Source organism: Actinomycetota bacterium (assembly GCA_014360645.1).
GTDB lineage: Bacteria > Actinomycetota > Geothermincolia > Geothermincolales > RBG-13-55-18 > Solincola_B.
Genome location: JACIXD010000002.1, coordinates 32,152 through 47,931, shown reverse-complemented (window position 1 = coordinate 47,931; position 15,780 = coordinate 32,152). Strand labels below are relative to the sequence as shown.

The window sequence follows — 15,780 nt, the reverse complement described above, 5'->3', positions numbered from 1 at the left end:
GGGTCGGAGCTCGGAGCCGGCCGCCGGCGGTGGAGAGCGGCGAAGGGGGGAAGGACTGAGATGGAGCGGAATGGATCCGTTGCCCTGGTGGTGGGGCCCGGGCCGGTTATGCCCGCGCAGGGGACCTGGCTGAAGTGGCAGGCGGCGCGTCTCTGCGCGCTGCTGCGCCGCGCCGGGCACCGCGTGCTGGTGCTGGAGGACGACCCCTCCACGCTCATGGACCTGGGGGCGGCCGGCGACGACCTCTACGTGGAGCCCCCCCTGCCGGAGGTGGTCGAGGCCATCGCGGAGAGCCGGGGGGTGAGCTCCATCTGGTACGGGGCGGGGGGAAGGAGGGCGGGGGCGCTGGCGTCGCGCCTCAGCGCGGAGGGGGTTCACCACCGCCTGGGCGTGACCACCCCCGGCTGGGACGACCGCGCCTGGTGGACGTGCGGGGACCGTTCCCTGCTCCGCGAGGCGCTGGAATCGGGCGGCATCGCCAATCCCCGCGGCCAGGCGGTGCGCGGCATGGGGGAGGCGCAGGCGGCCGCGGACCGCCTGGGATTCCCGCTGGTGGCCAGGGCGTACTTCTCCGAGGGAGGCAGGGGGACGGGGCTGGCCTATAACCGGGAGGATTACCAGGAACTGGTAGAGAAGGCCTTGCGGGAGAGCCTCACAGGGGAGCTCCTGGTGGAGGAGGCCCTGGAGGGGTGGACCAAGTTCGTGGCGCTGGTGATGCGGGATGAGGGCGGAGAGGCGCGCGTGGCGGGCATGCTGGAACAGCTCTCGCCCCTGACCATGCACGAGGGGGACGCGGTGCTGGTGGCGCCGCCGCGCAGCGCGGGACGCGAGGCCGCCTACGCTCTGGGGGAGATGGCCCTCCGCGCCGCGGAGGTCGCGGGCCTGACGGGGGTCAGCGAGGTGAAGCTGGCGGCCTCCCCGGCCTGGGAGGAGATATACGTCCTGGACATCAACCCCGCGGGCGGGAGCTCCCTGGCTCTGATGGAGACCCTCCTGGGAGCGGATCTGGTGCGGGCGCAGGCGCTCCTGGCCATGGGCGCGGGCGTGGAGGAGGCGGCGGGAAGGGTGGGGCGCGAGGACCCGCGGGGCTTCCTGGTCGCCGTGCCGGTACGCGGAGAGGCGGGGGAGGACGGCGGCGAGGGGCCCCTGTGGACGGCGCGCCGCTCCGATTCGTGGAGGGCCTGGGTGGCGGACAGCCCGGCCCGCGCGGCCTCCCTGGCCCGCGAATACATGGAGCGGAAGGGGGGCGGCTGCAGGACCCCGGATCCGGAGGGATGGCAGCGCCTGCGGGAGATGTCCGACAAGGAGAAGGAGGCGGGAAACCCCTCCCCCACATGGAGGTGCGTGACCCGCCCCGCCGGCGGCCTGTCCGCGGGGGGGCTCATGTTCCTCGACGGCGGAACGGGAGAGGGCGGGGGGCACGACCGGCAGGCGGGGTGCTTGCGGGCGGCCTTTGCGGCGCGGGAGATGGGGCTGGGGACGGCCCTGTACACCCCCGACCCCGGCTTGGCCATGCTGGCGGCAGTGGTGATGGACGCGGTCTTCATAGGGGAGCTGCACCCGGAGGAGGTGGCGTCGGCCGCCCGCGAGCTGGGATGCACACGGCTGGTGGCCCACTACGGCGGGGACGGTGCGGCATCCTGCGCCCGCGAGGCGGGGCATAGGGGCTTGGAGGTCCTGGGGGCGGAGGAGCTCCTGGACGCGGAGCGCCCCGCGCAGGTCCTGGAGAGGCTGCGGTCGGCGGGCTTGCCCGTGGTGGACTTCTATCCCGGCCGCGAAGGGTGCGCCGGCCCCCCGGAGGGCCTTGCCTATCCCCTGCATGTGCAGGGCGCCGCAGGGGGAAGGGTGGGGACCACGGCCATAGCCTTCACGCCCCGGGAAGCGGAGAGGCTGGCGTCGGAGATGGGGGCGCGGACCCTCTGGCGCTCCCTCGACGAGGAGACGCGGGAGGTGAGGGTGGAGGCGGTGGGAGGCCTGCGGGGTTGCCTGGCGGCCCTGGTGTGGGAACAGCTCGGCGCCGCAGGGTTGTCGCCCGGCGAGGGCATGGCGGTCTTTCCGCCCGTATCCCTCACCACGCAGCAGAGGCTGCTGGCGGCGGGGCTGGCGCGCGGGGCCGTGGAGGCGCTGGGCTGGAGGGGCAATCTCTCCCTTCGCCTGGCGGCCGACGGTGAGGGGATGAGGATATGGTCGGCGGAGCCGGGGGCCTCGGAGGACCTCTCCTTCCTGGAGAGGGCTTCCGGCGTGCCGCTGGCGTACCTGGGGATCTGCGCTCTGCTCGGCGAGGAGGGCGCGGTCGCCGAAGAGGCGCATGCGCGGGTGTCGGTACGCGTTCCCCTGCCCCCCGGCGGAGACCTCGCGGACGCGGACATCCTGCCGACGTCACCGCGCCGCACCCCGGGGTCGGTGATGGGCACGGCGCCGGATTACGGGACCGCCCTGGGCAAGGCCCTGGTGAGCCTGGGGATACGTCCAAGACTCGGGGGCGCGGCACTCCTCAGCGTGGCCAACCGCGACAAGCGCCGGGCGGTGTTGCTGGCGAGGGAGCTGGTGCAGGCGGGATACCGCATCATGGCCACGCGGGGAACGGCGCACACCCTCTCCGCGGCGGGCTTGGAGGTGGAGACGGTGTGCAAGCTGCGCGAGGGGCGCCCCAACATCCTCGACCACATACGCAACGGCGAGGTGAGCCTGGTGGTGAACATCCCGCGCGGCAGGCATCCCCACTGCGACGGTTTCTACATCCGCGAGGCCTCGGTGCGGTACGGCGTTCCCTGCGTCACCAGCATGGAGGCGGCCATGGCCTTGGCGTTGGGACTGAGGGAGGCCGCCACGACGCCGCGGGAGGCCAGGGCGCTCTCGGAATATCTGCCCGCCGCCGGGAGAGCGGGGGGGCGTTGAGGGTTGCCGGCGAGATACCGGGTCGCCATCGCGGAGAAGAACCTCTTCGGCTGCGCCACCGAGCTGGTCCTGGAGTTGCCGCGCGACCTGGAGGCCGTTCCCGGCCAGTTCCTGCACGTGCTGTGCGGAGGCGACGGCCGCATCCTTAGGCGGCCCTTCAGCCTCACCGTGTCGAGTAGCGGCGAGCTGGCGCTCCTGGTGCGCCCGGCGGGGGCGGGATCGAGGTGGCTGTGCGCACGGGAGGCGGGCGAGACCCTGGACCTCCTGGGGCCGCTGGGAAGGGGATTTGCCGTCCTCGAGGGCGCGAGGGAGCACCTGCTGGTGGCGGGGGGAGCGGGAATCGCGCCCCTGCGCTTCCTGGCCCGCGTCATGCGCGGCCGGAAGCTTCGGTTCTCGCTATACTGGGGGGTGGAGGGCGCCGGAGATTACGGAACCCTCCCGGAGCTCCTGGCGATGGAATGCCGACTCGACCTGGCCACCCGGGACGGGAGCGCGGGATACCGGGGCACGGTCCTCGAGCTGCTCCGTGAGAGCGGGGGACGCCCCGGGGCGGCCCTGTACGCCTGCGGGCCGCGGGAGATGCTCTCCGGGCTGGTGGGCGGCCTCGGCGAGGAGGAGCTGGAGCGCACGCAGGTGAGTGTGGAGGAACGCATGGCCTGCGGGGTGGGGGCCTGCAGGGGATGCGCGGTTCCGGCGGAGGGGGGCGGCGGTTCCTACCTTGCCGCCTGCAGGGACGGCCCGGTGTTCTTCGCAGGCGAGCTGGACTGGGAGAGGTTCCAGGACGCCCCCGCGCGGCGATCGGGGCAAGGCGATGGGGCGAGGTGAGATGGAGGCCCTGCTGGGCACGGAGATAGCCGGTATCCGCATGCGAAACCCGGTGCTGGTCTGCTCCGGCACCTGGGGAAACGGCAGGGAGTACGCGGAATGGATGGACCCCGGCGGCCTTGGCGGAATCATCACCAAGTCCGTCACCCTGCGTCCCTGCGCCGGAAACCCCCCGCCGCGCCTGTGGGAGACCCCCTGCGGCATGCTCAACTCCATCGGGCTCGAGAACCCCGGCCTCGAGGTCTTCCTGGAACGGGATCTGCCCTGGCTGGCGGGGATGGGAGTCCCGGTATGGGTCAACGTGGCCGGTTTCAGCGAGGAGGAATACGCAAAGGTGGCGGGAGAGGTGTGCGCCGCGGGCCTGGCGGCGGCGCTGGAGCTGAACATCTCCTGCCCCAACGTGAGGAAAGGGGGGATGCATTTCTCCGCGAGCGCCGAAGACGCGGCCAGGCTGGTGAGCAGGGTGAAGGAGCGCTGCGATCTGCCGCTGTTCGTCAAGCTCTCCCCGCGCACGGCGGACATGAAGGGCATGTGCGCCGCGGTGGCGCGGGCGGGGGCGGACGGCCTGAGCCTGGTCAACACGTTGCCGGCCATGGCCATAGACATAGAGAAAGGGGTGCCCGGACTCGGTAACGCGACGGGGGGGCTGTCGGGACCGGCCATACACCCCGTGGCGGTGCTCGCGGTGTGGGAGGCGTTCGCGAGCGTCGACATCCCCATCATCGGCATGGGGGGCATCTGGGGCTGGGAGGATGCCGTGGAGCTGATCATGGCGGGGGCGAGCGCGGTGGCGGTCGGCACCCTGAACTTCGTGGACCCCTGGGCTCCTCTGGCCGTCGCGGAGGGCATCGCGGACTTCCTCTCGCGCAAGGGGATCGCCGGCGTAGCCGGGCTGGTGGGCGTGGCGCACCGCGGAGGCTTCGGAGAGCAGGCGGACGGAGGGGGCGCGGGGAGCCAGGAACGGACCGAAAGGCACGGAAAGGGGGAGATGATATGAACCCGGCTGAGGTGATGGAGATCTTCGAGCGGGAGGGGGCGGTGCAGAGGGGACATTTTCTCCTCACCTCGGGGCTGCACAGCGACACCTACGTGCAGTGCGCCCTGGTGCTGCAGCATCCCCACCTCGCGGAGAGCCTGGCCGGAGCACTGGCCAAGGGATTCGAGAAGAAAGACATAGACCTGGTGGTCAGCCCGGCGCTGGGGGGCATCATCATCGGCTACATGGTGGCCCTCTCCCTGGGCAGGCGCATGCTCTTCGCCGAGCGCAGGGAAGGGAAGCTGGCGCTGCGCCGCGGACAGGCCATACCGGCGGGAGCCGGGGTCCTGGTGGTGGAGGACGTCATCACCACGGGGGGGTCGGTGGGCGAGGTCATGGAGCTGGTGCGGGGGGCGGGAGCCGAGGTGCGGGGACTGGCCGCCCTCATCGAGCGCGGCGGTGACAGGGACTTCGGCGTGCCCAAGAAGGTGCTGCTGCAGCTGGAGGCGAAGGCCTGGGACCCCGCGGAGTGTCCTCTCTGCCGGGAGGGCGTGGAACTGGTCACGCCCGGGAGCAGATACGGAGGTTGAGTCGCGGGGCGGCCCGCTTGTGTGCCGGTAGAGGTGGGATTATACTAGGTAGGACCGTTGCTGTAGGGTTGGCTTTGACTCGAGGAGGGTTAAGATGGCCAAGCAGGAGCTCCCGGAACTGACGGCGGAACAGCGCAAGGCGGCCCTAGAGAAAGCGGCGCGGGTGCGTAAGGAGCGCGCGGAGATCAAGAAAAGGCTCAAGGAAGGCAAGCTCAAGGTGAGCGACATCCTCAAGAAGGCGGATGATGAGATATACGGCAAGATGACGGTGAAGTCGGTGATCGAGTCGGTCCCTGGCGTGGGAAAGCTGCGGGCGGCGAAGATAATGGAGGAGATAGGCATCAGCACCACGCGACGCGTCAAGGGGCTCGGACCCAAACAGATCAGCGCCCTCAAGGAGAAGTTCTCCTGAACCATACGGGAACAAGAGGCCGCATCAAACAGCCGCCGCAGCCGCAAAACCCGCAGGAGTGGCAATGCCCAGGGGACGTCTTTTTGTCGTCGCGGGACCGTCGGGAGCGGGAAAGGGCACGCTCATCGAGGAGCTGCTGAGGCGGCACCCCACGGCCTGGCTGTCGATATCCGCCACCACCAGGAGGCCCCGGAGGGGCGAAAGACACGGCGTGCATTATTTCTTCCTGGACGAAAAGACCTTCCGCGAGCGGGCGGGCCGTGGGGAGTTCCTGGAGTGGGCGGAGGTGCACGGAAACCTCTACGGCACGCCGCGCGACGAGGTGATGGAGCGTTTGGAGGGCGGCCGGGACGTGATCCTGGAGATCGACGTGCAGGGCGCGCGGCAGGTGAGGGAGAAGGTGCCGGATGCGGTGGGGATCTTCGTGAAGCCTCCCTCCCTGGAGGAGCTGGAAAGGCGCCTGCGGGGTCGGGGCACCGAGAGCGGCCGCGAGTTGGAACGCCGACTGCGCAACGCGAGGGAGGAGAGCAGGGCGGCCGAGGAATACCGCTACGTGGTGGTAAACGACGATCTGCATCGCGCGAGGGAAGAGCTGTGTGCTATATATGAGGATGAGAGTCCGCTGGTGAAGGCGGATAAGAATCGATAACGGGAGGTTTTGCCGGCGTGTTGATGAAGACGAAGATAGACGACCTGTTGCAGTGGATCGACAATTCCAGGTTCAGCCTTACCATCACCGCCGCCAAGCGGGCGAGGCAGATCAACAACTATTTCCGCCACCTCGGCGAGGGGCTTGGGCACGACGCGGGACCGCAGATAAGGTCGGCGTCCAACAAGGCCCTCTCCCTCGCCCTCGAGGAGATCGCCGCGGACAAGTTGGAATACGAGCTCCCGGAGGAGAGCCTGAAATGAGGCGTCGGTCCCCCGGGGACAGAGTGGACCCTCCCCGGCGCCGGTCCAGGGCGGCGGGAAAACCCGGGAAAGGGCGATCCGTGGCGGATCCCCCGAGGGGGCACGGGCTGCCGGCGTGAAGGCCGGCATCGCCATGACGGCGGGCGGAGGCCATCCGGACATGAACAACATCCTTATGGGCGTCAGCGGCGGCATCGCCGCCTACAAGGCGGTCGACCTGGCGCGCCGTCTGGTACTGCGGGGCTTCCGGGTGAAGGTGGTGATGACCGAGAACGCCGCGCGGCTGGTGGGCCCGGCGACCTTCCGCGCCGTGACCTCCAACCCCGTGGCCCTCGCCCTCTTCGCCGAGGGCGGGGCCCCCATGGAGCACATCGACCTCGCGAGGGAGGCGGACGTGGTGGTGGTGGCGCCGGCCACCGCGAACATCATCGCCAAGATGGCCCACGGCCTCGCCGACGACCTCCTGTCCACAACCCTTCTGGCCACCCGTGCGCCGGTGGTGGTGGCCCCGGCCATGAACCGGGAGATGTGGTCGCACCCCGCCACCGTGTCCAATCTCGAGACCCTGCGGAAGAGGGGGGTCACGGTGGTGGGCCCGGAGAGCGGTCCCCTTGCCTGCGGAGAGGAGGGTACGGGGAGGATGTCGGAGCCGGAGGCGGTGGTGGAGGCGGTGCTCGGGGTGCTGGGCATGGGGAGCGTCCTGGCGGGGGTGCCGGTGCTGGTGACCGCCGGGGGCACGCGTGAGCCCATAGACCCCGTGCGCTTCATCGGCAACCGCTCCAGCGGCAAGATGGGATACGCCCTGGCCGCGACGGCGGCGCGCATGGGAGCGGAGGTGCAGCTGGTGAGCGGACCGAGCGCCCTCTCCTGTCCCGGAGGGGTGGAGAGGGTGATGGTGGAGACGGCGGAGGATATGAGGCGCGAGGTGATGGAGAGGGCGCCGCGGTGCAGGGTGGTGGTGATGGCGGCGGCGGTGGCCGACTTCACCCCCGCGGAGGCGAAGAGCGAGAAGATAAAGAGGGGCGGGCGCGAGAGGCTGGTGCTGGAGCTGGTGCGCACCCCGGACATCCTCGCGGAGCTCGGGGAGGCGAAGGCGGAGGGGCAGGTGCTGGTGGGCTTCGCGGCCGAGACCGGAGAGCTGCTCGCCAGAGCGCGCGCCAAGATGCGCGAGAAGAAGGTGGATATGCTGGTGGCGAACGACGTGTCTTCGCCCGGTTCGGGGTTCGATTCCGACAACAACCTGGCGGTGCTGCTCTTCGCCGACGGCAGGGAGTTGAGCCTGGACCTCATGCCGAAGGCGGATCTCGCGGTGCGCATATGGGAAGAGGTGGCTGGGCTCCTGAAGGGCGAGGCCGCGACCTGAGGTCTCAAGCGCGCCCGGCGCACTGACGATAAAATAGTGTCATGCCGGGCGGGGCGGAGGGGCATGGCCCCTGGGTGTTGGAGGAGAGAGTTGGCGAAGATCTCGAAGCGAGGGATAATCCTGAACGTCTCCACCTACCCCCTTCCCACCCTCATGCCCCGGCGCGCCAACCGCAAGTCCAAGACCCTCACCTTCGACATCAATTTCGACCTCGTCGAGGACGACGGGGGCAGCACCAAGGTGTGGTTCTACCGCGGCTTCCGGTTCCCTCCCCCCCTGGACGACGGCGACAGGGTGCAGGTGGTGGGAAAGTTCGGGAGGGTGTCCAGGGACGTGTTTTACGCCTCGAAGATAATAGACCCGCGCCGGCAGAAGGTATATACTGGTTTCCGAAACCGCAGGATCAAGCCCGGAGAGGCGGCGGAGGGCGAACAGGCCTCCCGCTGAAGGCGGGTTTACCGTAACGGGTCGGAGTGGCGGAATCGGTAGACGCGCTAGGTTGAGGGCCTAGTGAGGAGCTTCCTCATGGGGGTTCAAGTCCCCCCTCCGACACCAGGGATCTGGCCCCGGGAAATCCGGGGCTTTTTTGTTGCCGCCCTGGCGGGGAAGCTCGCCGCGGCGTCGGCGAACGCCGACCGTCCCCTCTCGGCATGCCCCATGGGCGGCCTACCATCAGGCGTTTCAGCAGGGGTGACCCAAGAAATCCATGATCAGGGCGTTGACCTCCTCGGGCCGTTCCTGCTGTACCCAGTGGCTGCAGCGCGGGATGTACCGTATCTCCAGCGGCCCCTCCACCTCCTGGTGGAAATCGTAGGTGAGCTCCTTGCCCAGGGCCCTGTCCTCCTCCCCCCAGATGACCAGGGTGGGACACCTCACTTTGGGCCCCTCTCCGCCGCCGCGGGGGTTGCGCAGGAACTGGCGGAAGGCGGCGCGGTAATAGTTGATGCCTCCCGTGAGCGCCCCGGGCTTGGCGGCGGCCTCTTTGAACATGGCGATGTCGCGGTCGCTGAAGGCGGACTTGTCGATGGCCCATCCCCTGAAGGCTCGCTCGATCATCTCGTAATTTCGGGCACGCAGGGCCATCTCGGGAAGGAGCGGGATCTGGAAGAGGAACATGTAATAGGAGCGGCGCAGCTGAGCGCGGTTGCTCATGAGGTGGCGCATGAGCACGGCGGGGGGCGGGCAATTAAGTATGACCAGGCGCTCCACCATCTCGGGGTAGTGGGCGGCGAAGGGCCAGGCCACCCCGCCTCCCCAGTCGTGGGCCACGATGACCGCCCTCTCCTCCCCCAGCTCCCTTATCAGTCCGGCGAGGTCCTCCATGAGGACCCCGATGCGGTAGTTGTCCACCCCCACCGGCTTCTCCGTCTGGTTGTAGCCGCGCATGTCCGGTGCCACCACGCGGAAGCGCTGCGCCAGCACGGGTATCTGGTGGCGCCAGGAATACCAGAACTCCGGGAAGCCGTGCAGGAGCACCACCAGCGCGCCCTCGCCGGCGGCGACGTAATGCATACGCAAGTTGTTGACGTGAGCGTAATGATGCTGGGCCTTGAGCGCCTCTTCCATCTCGAAGCTCCTTTCGGGTCCTTTCGCCGTGGCCGCCGCAGCGGAGATATCGGAGATATCATACCCCGTGCAGAGGGCATGAAAACGGGGAATGCGCACCCGAGGTCCTCCGGGTCGCCCCGGACGGGAGGGTGTTGCCAGGGGCCGGCGGGTGAGGGGAGAATGTTGTGGGCAGGAGGCTTTCGCTCCGACGAGGAGGACGGAGGTGCGGCAAGAGGAATACCCCCGCGTGTCACTGCTCACCCACCGGGAGCCGCCGCGCGGCTTGAACATCTACCAGCCCCTCCCGGAGCTGGTGGAGTTCAGGAGGCTGGAAAAACCTCCCTCCCGCGTGCGCACCATCGGCCTGGGAAGGCTGGTGGTGCTGGTGGACGGCGAGGGAGGAGAGCTGGTGGGTCTGCAGTCCTACGTGAAGACGGGAAGGTGGAAGAGCGAGGGCACGGAGGCTCCGCCCCTCCCCGACGCACGCGGGGTGCTCGCGTTTCCCGCCGGTGAGGATACCGAGGAGCTGGCCTTTTTCCCGGCGGAGCCGAGATACCTCTGGCACGATGAAACCGCCTCCCTGCGTATAGCCATCTCCGGCGAGACGGCGTTGGTGTTCGAGGTGGCGGACTGCCTCCTGGCGGGGGTGGACAGGGAGGGCCGACTCACCGACTTCTGGCTGCTGGACCTGGACCTGCGCGTGGGCTGAATGACGTCCTCACCGGAAATGACGGGGGACGGGAGCGCGCCGTACCTTCCCGCGGCTGCCCGGCCTGGATATGGGGACCCGAGGCGCATGTCCGTTCTGCTCATGCATGCGTGCCGGGAATCAGCCAGGAAGAACGGGGCAGACCTCAAGCCTCTCTCCCGGCTCCTCCCCGTCCTCCGCATGCATGCGTGCCGGGCTCCGACACGGGCAGTCTCCGAAGCGGCGGGGAGCCGCGGCGCCTGCGGCGCTGTCGCCCCCGCGCGGTGCGATCCCTCCGCGGCCGCCTTTATTACGGGATGAACTGGGCCTTGAGCTCTTTCTTCAGGATCTTGCCCGTGGCGGTACGGGGCAGCGCCTCCACGAAGACCACCTTTTTAGGGATCTTGTACTTGGCCAGTTTGCCTTGGCAGAAGGCGATGACCTCCTCCTCCGTGACCTCGACCCCCGGCGTGGGCACCACCACCGCCAGGCCCACCTCTCCCCACTTATCGTCGGGGATGCCGATGACCCCGGCGTCGGCGATCTTGTCGAAGGACATGAGCACGTCCTCCACCTCGGCGGGATAGACGTTCTCTCCCCCGCTGATGTACATGTCCTTGCGCCGGTCCACGAGGTAGAGGTAGCCCTCGTCGTCGATGTACCCCATGTCCCCGGTGTGTAGCCACCCGTCGGTGATGGACTCCGCGGTGGCCTCCGGGAGCTTCCAGTACTCGCGGATGACGTTGGGGCCCTTCACCCACACCTCGCCCATCTCCCCGCGGGGAAGCTCGTTGCCCTCCATGTCCACGATCTTGATGTCGGTGTGGAAGACGGGCTTGCCGCAGGATCCCAGCTTGCGCAGGGCGTCCTCGGTGCGCAGGGCGGTGATGGCGGTGGCGGTCTCCGTCATCCCGTAGCCCTGGTTGAAGGTGATGCCGTGCTTGAGCCAGGTCTCGATGAGGGAACGCGGGCAGGGAGCCCCGCCGGCGATGAAGAAGCGCACGCTGGAGTAGTCGGTGGTCTCGAACTCCGGCACCTGGGTCATGAGCAGGAACATCACCGGGATGCCGAACATGAAGGTCACCTTCTCCTGCTCGATGAGCTTGAGGGTCTCCACGGGGTTGAAGAAACGCTGGATGACCACCTTCGCCCCCACGTAGAGGGCGGGGAAGGCGGAGACGGCAAGCCCGCCGATATGGAAAAGAGGGGCGCAGGCGATGCTGATGTCGCCGGAGTCGAAGGCGTACATGTGGATGGAGTTGATGGCGTTCCACTGCGTGTTGCCGTGAAGGATGGCCGCCCCCTTCGGCTTGCCCGTGGTCCCCGAGGTGTACATGATGAACTGGATGTCGTCCAGGGTTACCTCGGCGTCGGGTTCGGGTTCCTCTTCGGGTTTGCCCGCCGTCCACTCCTCGTAGAGGGGGTCGTTCTCGTTTCCGCCCTCCAGCTCGCGCAGGAACACGCGCAGCGAGGGGACCTTGCCCCGCAGCTCCTCCGCGGCCGCGGCGAACTCCGGGGAATAGATGAGGCCGAGGGGCGAGGAGTCGTTGAGGATGTACTCCAGCTCCGGCACCGCGAGGCGGAAGTTGAGGGGGACCATGATGGCGCCCAGCTTGTTGAGGGCCATGAGCACCTCCAGGAATACATGGCTGTTGGCGAGGAGGGCGGCGAAGCGGTCCCCCTTCCTTATACCCATGTCCTGGAAGGCGTGGGCCAGGCGGTTGATGCGGGCGTTGAACTCCCCCTTGGTCAGGGTGAGGTCCCCGTATTTTATATACGGCTCGTCGGGATACCTGGCGGCCCAGCGCGTCGGCCATTCACCGATGTTCATGCTATCTACCCCCTTCACACGTATCTTTCCCGTATCGCCGAACTGCTTACCGCACCCCGCTGCCGTGAGGGCGCGCCGGGCGGACTGCCGTCCCCGCTAGGGCGGGCGGTGCCCGCGGGGGAGGCATGCATGGCCCGTATATCCCGTGCCCCGAATCAGCAACACCGCTGCCCCGAGATGGCGGCATTGCGCTCTACCCGATTCTCCGTATCCGGGCCGACAGCCGTGCGGTCAAACTAGATTTTACCCCCTAATCCGCGCCCGTAACAGCCACGGTCAGGTCATCCTGTTCATGAGCGGGCATGCGTTGGTATATACTCATGCCATGAGTGAACACGATGACAGATCGCCTTTGCTGCTCAAGGTGGCCCTGCGCCAAGCGCTGCGCCGCATGCGGGACGAGGAGGAGGCCTTCTCGCAGTACGAGGCGCTGGCCGGCAACCTGGGCTGGGAGGGACTGGCAACCGCCCTCTCGGGGGTGCGGGAGACGCTCTCGCGGGCCCTGGAGAGGACCGAGGACGCGGTGGAGGAAGCGGTGAGGCTGCAAGCGGAAGCGGCGCACGCCCACGCCCACGAGCACCCGCACACCCATACCCACAGCCATCCCCACGAGCACGGGCACGAGCACGAGTGAGCCTCGCTCAACCGAAGACACGGGGCACGATCGGGCGGTGCCGGCTGCGGAGCCAGGGCCCGGAGGCCGTTGCCCGCGTGGCGCTCCGCCACGAAAAGCCGCCCTGACAGCTCGTCGGCCGTGCTCCTGCCATAAGGTCGGCAAAGGACGGCGGGAGCCCATAAAGGCCGATGGGGAAATCAGATACCCCTGTGCGCAGCCGCCTTCGGCCTCTCCATCGTCACCACTCCTGCATCATGGTCTTGCGGCGATGCCCGATAGAGTTTGACCGCGCTCCGCATGGGTCCGTGGGCCTCATGTCCGTCCCCGATTCCGTATGCAGGGCCGCAGCCGGGGGGCGCGCAAGCGGTTGCGCCGCGATTCCGGGGTCATCCCGCGGAGGAGCCGCCGCCTCCGAAACCGCCGCCGGAGGAACCGCCCCCGAAGCCTCCGCCTCCTCCCCCCGAACCCGAGGAGCTGGGAGAAGAGGTGAGGGTGGAGTTGAGCCGTCCGGTCATGCGGTCCAGGGAGGAGGCGAGGTAGACGGCGCTGAAGGTGGGCGACGCGCCGCTGAACCACTCCGGCGGCGAGGTGTAGATGTCCCTGAACTTCTGCGCCCAGGCCTCGGTGATGCCCAGCACCATGGCATAGGGCAGGCCGGCCTGGAAGTTCTCCGGGGTCATGCTATCCAGCTCCTCGCCCTCGGCGGTGACGGTGAAATCACGCCAACCCATGGCGTGCTCGTAGAGGCGTGACCCCTCGGGGCTCCGCCGCGGCATGAAGCGCCCCACGAAGGCCACCAGCGCTCCCATGGGAAGAAAGGAGAAGAGGAGGACCAGGAACCAGCCCGGGTCCACCCAGATCGGCGACAGCAGGGCCGCAGCGGCGGGAAGCAGGGCTAGGAGAGACCCGCCGAGATAGTAGGATCTCCGCACGCTTTCGGGGTCGTGCACGAAGAGACCCCGCGACATGACCTCTTGGCGTACCCCGGAGAGGATGCCCCTGACGTGGACGTAGAAACTGTCCTTGAGGTCCTTCTCCTCCACGAAGTCCCCGGACGCGAAGAGTCCCTCCAACACCATCCTCTCGTAGGGCAGGAGGTCGGAAAGGTCTTTCCTGAGGCGTTGGAAGGCGTATTCGGTGACCCGGATGAGAGAGCGCTTTTCCGCCTCCTTTATCTTCAGGTATCCCCGGCGGGCGAGGTCCACGATGGTGGCGGTGATGTCCTCCACGCGCGGCTTTTCGCGCACCAGCATCCCCAGCATGGCGGGGGTCATGCCTTCCGGGGGATCGTAGCGCACCATGCCGGTGCCCGTCCTCCCCAGGTCCCTCCCCCTGCGCCACCACAGCAGGATCATGAACACGAACACCCCCGCTAGTAGGGCTCCCGAGGAGGCCGTGACGGCGATGCCGCAGGTCCTGCCGTATTGCCAGGGCACCTTCACCGTTCCCTTGGGCAGGGCGACGTCTATGGTGAAGGTGGTGTGGGGCGCGATGTCCCTCACCCTCCACCGCAGCTCGTTCCCCTCGACCTCGGAGTCGTAGGTGGAGGGCGGGCTGTAGATGTCCAGGTACTGGGTGGCCCGCACGGAGCCCATGTCCGTGCCGGGCGGGAGGTGGACGGTTATGGCCGAGGACTTCACCGGGACCTCGCGGTCTATGGAGACGGCGTTCCAGTACAGGCGGTCGTAGTCCTCCGCGAAGATGAAGGCGCCGCTCATGCGGTACTCGATGATCCAGCCCCTCTGCTCGTCGCGCGCTTCGAACTGGATGCGCACCGTTTTTCCGCCGCTGTAGTCCTCCACGCTCCAGGAGCTCCGGTCGTAGGGGTTGCCTTCCAGATCGAAGACGGCGATGTCCCGCACCCTCACCCGCCCGTAGGTGCGTCCCTCGCCGAAGGAGGCGTAGGAGGTGCTCAGGTCGCGGTTGAGCCAGCTGAAGCTGCCGTGGAAGTTGACCACCTGGGTCTCCCGCACGGTGTAGGTGGAGTCCGGGTGCAGGGTGATGTCCACGTCGAAGCGCTCGAACTCCCAGCTCTTCTCGGCGGTCGCCGGGAAACCGGAGTCAAGGCCTCCCTGGTCCATGACCCTGGAGGGCCAGTAACAGTCGATGGAGTAGGAAGAGGAGGCGTCCAGCCAGTCTGCCTCCACGATGGCCATGTCGTCGCCCTGGATCCTGGCGCTTATCTCCCCCGCGTAATCGTAGGGGGTGGTCCGCAGCTCTATATCCGAGGCCTGCAGGCCTGCGGGCAGGCGGATGGTCACGGAGGTCTGCCTTATGGGGGAGCTCCTCTCGGAGGGAACGGCAAACCAGTCCTCCAGCCCGACTTTTTCGGGCTCCGTGCTCAGCGCGCCCCGCAACCTGTATTCGTAGATGAAGGTGGCGGTGGGGCTCGTTCCTTCCACCAGGCACCAGAGGGTGTAACCGGCATCGTCCTCCTCGTAGTCCCACCTCTCCCGGGGCAGCTCCGATCCGTCGCCCGCCAGCACCCTGCCCTCCGTGACCCTGCCGTAGGCGGCGGGCACTGAGATGCCCACCCATCCCGAGTCGTCCTGGAAGGAGTAGGTGGCACGGTTGCGCACCAGCACCGAGCCGTCGCGGGATACCTCGATCTCGGTGTGGAAGGAGTCGTAGGAATAGGCGGGTTGCGAGCGTACGGTGTCCGGAAAGAGGGCCGGGGAAAGTATGAAGACCGCTGCCGCGAAGAGCAGCCAAAGCGCCGCGACCCTGCCCGCGGGAGTTCTCATTCCCCTCCGTTCCGAAATCCTCATGCCGCCCGTGTCCCCGGCGCGGTGTCTCCCGTGCTCGTTCCCGTGCCCGTGCGATCGCGAAAAGCCGGCTTTGCCGCTCCGCCCGCCTCGTTTCCGCGACTCGGGCATCCGGCCGCCGGAAGCTCCATCGCTTGACGGAGAGACCTCCCTCTCCGCCGCCTCTGTCGGGTCCTATTGTACGACATGGCCGGAGGTCCGTGCACGAGGACCCGAGACGCCCTCCGGCATGGAGGACAAGCGCATCGCCCGATACGGGCGCGGCGGTCCCGCCCCCGCCGGGATGCCCCCCTCCCATGCAGCGAGGTCGCAACGGTGGTAGAATCCTCTCAAGCGCACCGGCGGGGCGCGCAGGT

At 68.3% G+C, this 15,780-nt stretch carries 14 protein-coding genes and 1 tRNA gene; 12 read left to right on the top strand and 3 right to left on the bottom strand.

The genetic code is table 11. The annotated features are described in order from the left end of the window. Positions 1-60 precede the first annotated feature (60 nt). The 10 genes from H5T74_01680 to H5T74_01635 all read left to right on the top strand — a co-directional run bounded on the left by H5T74_01680 (position 61) and on the right by H5T74_01635 (position 8,531). On the top strand, positions 61-2,898 hold the full coding sequence (locus H5T74_01680) for an ATP-grasp domain-containing protein (GenBank protein MBC7229086.1): 2,838 nt from the start codon (positions 61-63) through the stop codon (positions 2,896-2,898). A 3-nt stretch (positions 2,899-2,901) separates the two neighbouring features. Further along, complete coding sequence (locus H5T74_01675) at positions 2,902-3,723, top strand: dihydroorotate dehydrogenase electron transfer subunit (GenBank protein ID MBC7229085.1); 822 nt, start codon at positions 2,902-2,904, stop codon at positions 3,721-3,723. Position 3,724: 1 nt separating this feature from the next. After that, on the top strand, positions 3,725-4,720 hold the full coding sequence (locus tag H5T74_01670) for a dihydroorotate dehydrogenase (GenBank protein ID MBC7229084.1): 996 nt from the start codon (positions 3,725-3,727) through the stop codon (positions 4,718-4,720). Then, a complete protein-coding gene (locus H5T74_01665; protein ID MBC7229083.1) occupies positions 4,717-5,289 on the top strand; it encodes an orotate phosphoribosyltransferase in 573 nt (190 codons plus the stop codon). Before H5T74_01670 ends, H5T74_01665 begins: the two co-directional genes overlap by 4 nt. A gap of 94 nt (positions 5,290-5,383) precedes the next feature. Next, positions 5,384-5,701, top strand: a complete 318-nt coding sequence (locus H5T74_01660; protein MBC7229082.1) for an integration host factor — start codon at positions 5,384-5,386, stop codon at positions 5,699-5,701. Positions 5,702-5,765: 64 nt separating this feature from the next. Then, positions 5,766-6,350 carry a guanylate kinase gene (gmk, locus tag H5T74_01655; GenBank protein ID MBC7229081.1) on the top strand — a complete coding sequence of 195 codons (585 nt, stop codon included), beginning with the start codon at positions 5,766-5,768 and terminating at the stop codon, positions 6,348-6,350. A gap of 23 nt (positions 6,351-6,373) precedes the next feature. After that, positions 6,374-6,613 (top strand): DNA-directed RNA polymerase subunit omega, encoded by a 240-nt coding sequence (rpoZ, locus tag H5T74_01650; protein MBC7229080.1) that lies wholly within the window; start codon positions 6,374-6,376, stop codon positions 6,611-6,613. Between the two features lie 160 nt (positions 6,614-6,773). Continuing rightward, positions 6,774-7,976: a bifunctional phosphopantothenoylcysteine decarboxylase/phosphopantothenate--cysteine ligase CoaBC gene (gene coaBC, locus H5T74_01645; GenBank protein MBC7229079.1), complete on the top strand. Its 1,203-nt coding sequence runs from the start codon at positions 6,774-6,776 to the stop codon at positions 7,974-7,976. Between the two features lie 90 nt (positions 7,977-8,066). Then, positions 8,067-8,423, top strand: a complete 357-nt coding sequence (locus tag H5T74_01640) for a hypothetical protein (GenBank protein MBC7229078.1) — start codon at positions 8,067-8,069, stop codon at positions 8,421-8,423. A gap of 20 nt (positions 8,424-8,443) precedes the next feature. Next, positions 8,444-8,531: transfer RNA gene (locus H5T74_01635), tRNA-Leu, on the top strand. Positions 8,532-8,657: 126 nt separating this feature from the next. Here the strand turns inward: H5T74_01635 and H5T74_01630 are convergent. Continuing rightward, entirely contained in the window at positions 8,658-9,542 is an 885-nt protein-coding gene (locus H5T74_01630) for an alpha/beta hydrolase (protein MBC7229077.1), read from the bottom strand. 205 nt (positions 9,543-9,747) lie between these two features. Here H5T74_01630 and H5T74_01625 point away from each other — a divergent pair, with 205 nt between their 5' ends. Next, a complete protein-coding gene (locus H5T74_01625; GenBank protein MBC7229076.1) occupies positions 9,748-10,233 on the top strand; it encodes a hypothetical protein in 486 nt (161 codons plus the stop codon). A gap of 289 nt (positions 10,234-10,522) precedes the next feature. On the opposite strand, the gene menE is transcribed toward H5T74_01625, so the two are convergent. After that, positions 10,523-12,043, bottom strand: a complete 1,521-nt coding sequence (menE, locus tag H5T74_01620) for an o-succinylbenzoate--CoA ligase (protein MBC7229075.1) — start codon at positions 12,041-12,043, stop codon at positions 10,523-10,525. A gap of 325 nt (positions 12,044-12,368) precedes the next feature. Between menE and H5T74_01615 the strand changes: the two genes are divergently transcribed. Continuing rightward, the gene (locus H5T74_01615) at positions 12,369-12,677 is read left to right on the top strand and encodes a hypothetical protein (GenBank protein MBC7229074.1); all 309 of its coding nucleotides are present in this window, start codon (positions 12,369-12,371) and stop codon (positions 12,675-12,677) included. 368 nt (positions 12,678-13,045) lie between these two features. Here the strand turns inward: H5T74_01615 and H5T74_01610 are convergent, their stop codons facing one another. Beyond that, positions 13,046-15,403: a DUF2207 domain-containing protein gene (locus H5T74_01610; GenBank protein ID MBC7229073.1), complete on the bottom strand. Its 2,358-nt coding sequence runs from the start codon at positions 15,401-15,403 to the stop codon at positions 13,046-13,048. Positions 15,404-15,780: the final 377 nt, after the last annotated feature.

What these genes read in the sequence shown, in the direction of transcription:
- H5T74_01680 (MBC7229086.1), top strand. Translation starts at nt 61, where the DNA reads ATGGAGCGGAATGGATCCGTTGCCCTGGTGGTGGGGCCCGGGCCGGTT.
- H5T74_01670 (MBC7229084.1), top strand. Translation starts at nt 3,725, where the DNA reads ATGGAGGCCCTGCTGGGCACGGAGATAGCCGGTATCCGCATGCGAAAC.
- H5T74_01665 (MBC7229083.1), top strand. Translation starts at nt 4,717, where the DNA reads ATGAACCCGGCTGAGGTGATGGAGATCTTCGAGCGGGAGGGGGCGGTG.
- H5T74_01660 (MBC7229082.1), top strand. Translation starts at nt 5,384, where the DNA reads ATGGCCAAGCAGGAGCTCCCGGAACTGACGGCGGAACAGCGCAAGGCG.
- gmk (MBC7229081.1), top strand. Translation starts at nt 5,766, where the DNA reads ATGCCCAGGGGACGTCTTTTTGTCGTCGCGGGACCGTCGGGAGCGGGA.
- rpoZ (MBC7229080.1), top strand. Translation starts at nt 6,374, where the DNA reads ATGAAGACGAAGATAGACGACCTGTTGCAGTGGATCGACAATTCCAGG.
- coaBC (MBC7229079.1), top strand. Translation starts at nt 6,774, where the DNA reads ATGAACAACATCCTTATGGGCGTCAGCGGCGGCATCGCCGCCTACAAG.
- H5T74_01630 (MBC7229077.1), bottom strand. Translation starts at nt 9,542, where the DNA reads ATGGAAGAGGCGCTCAAGGCCCAGCATCATTACGCTCACGTCAACAAC.
- menE (MBC7229075.1), bottom strand. Translation starts at nt 12,043, where the DNA reads ATGAACATCGGTGAATGGCCGACGCGCTGGGCCGCCAGGTATCCCGAC.
- H5T74_01615 (MBC7229074.1), top strand. Translation starts at nt 12,369, where the DNA reads ATGAGTGAACACGATGACAGATCGCCTTTGCTGCTCAAGGTGGCCCTG.
- H5T74_01610 (MBC7229073.1), bottom strand. Translation starts at nt 15,403, where the DNA reads ATGAGAACTCCCGCGGGCAGGGTCGCGGCGCTTTGGCTGCTCTTCGCG.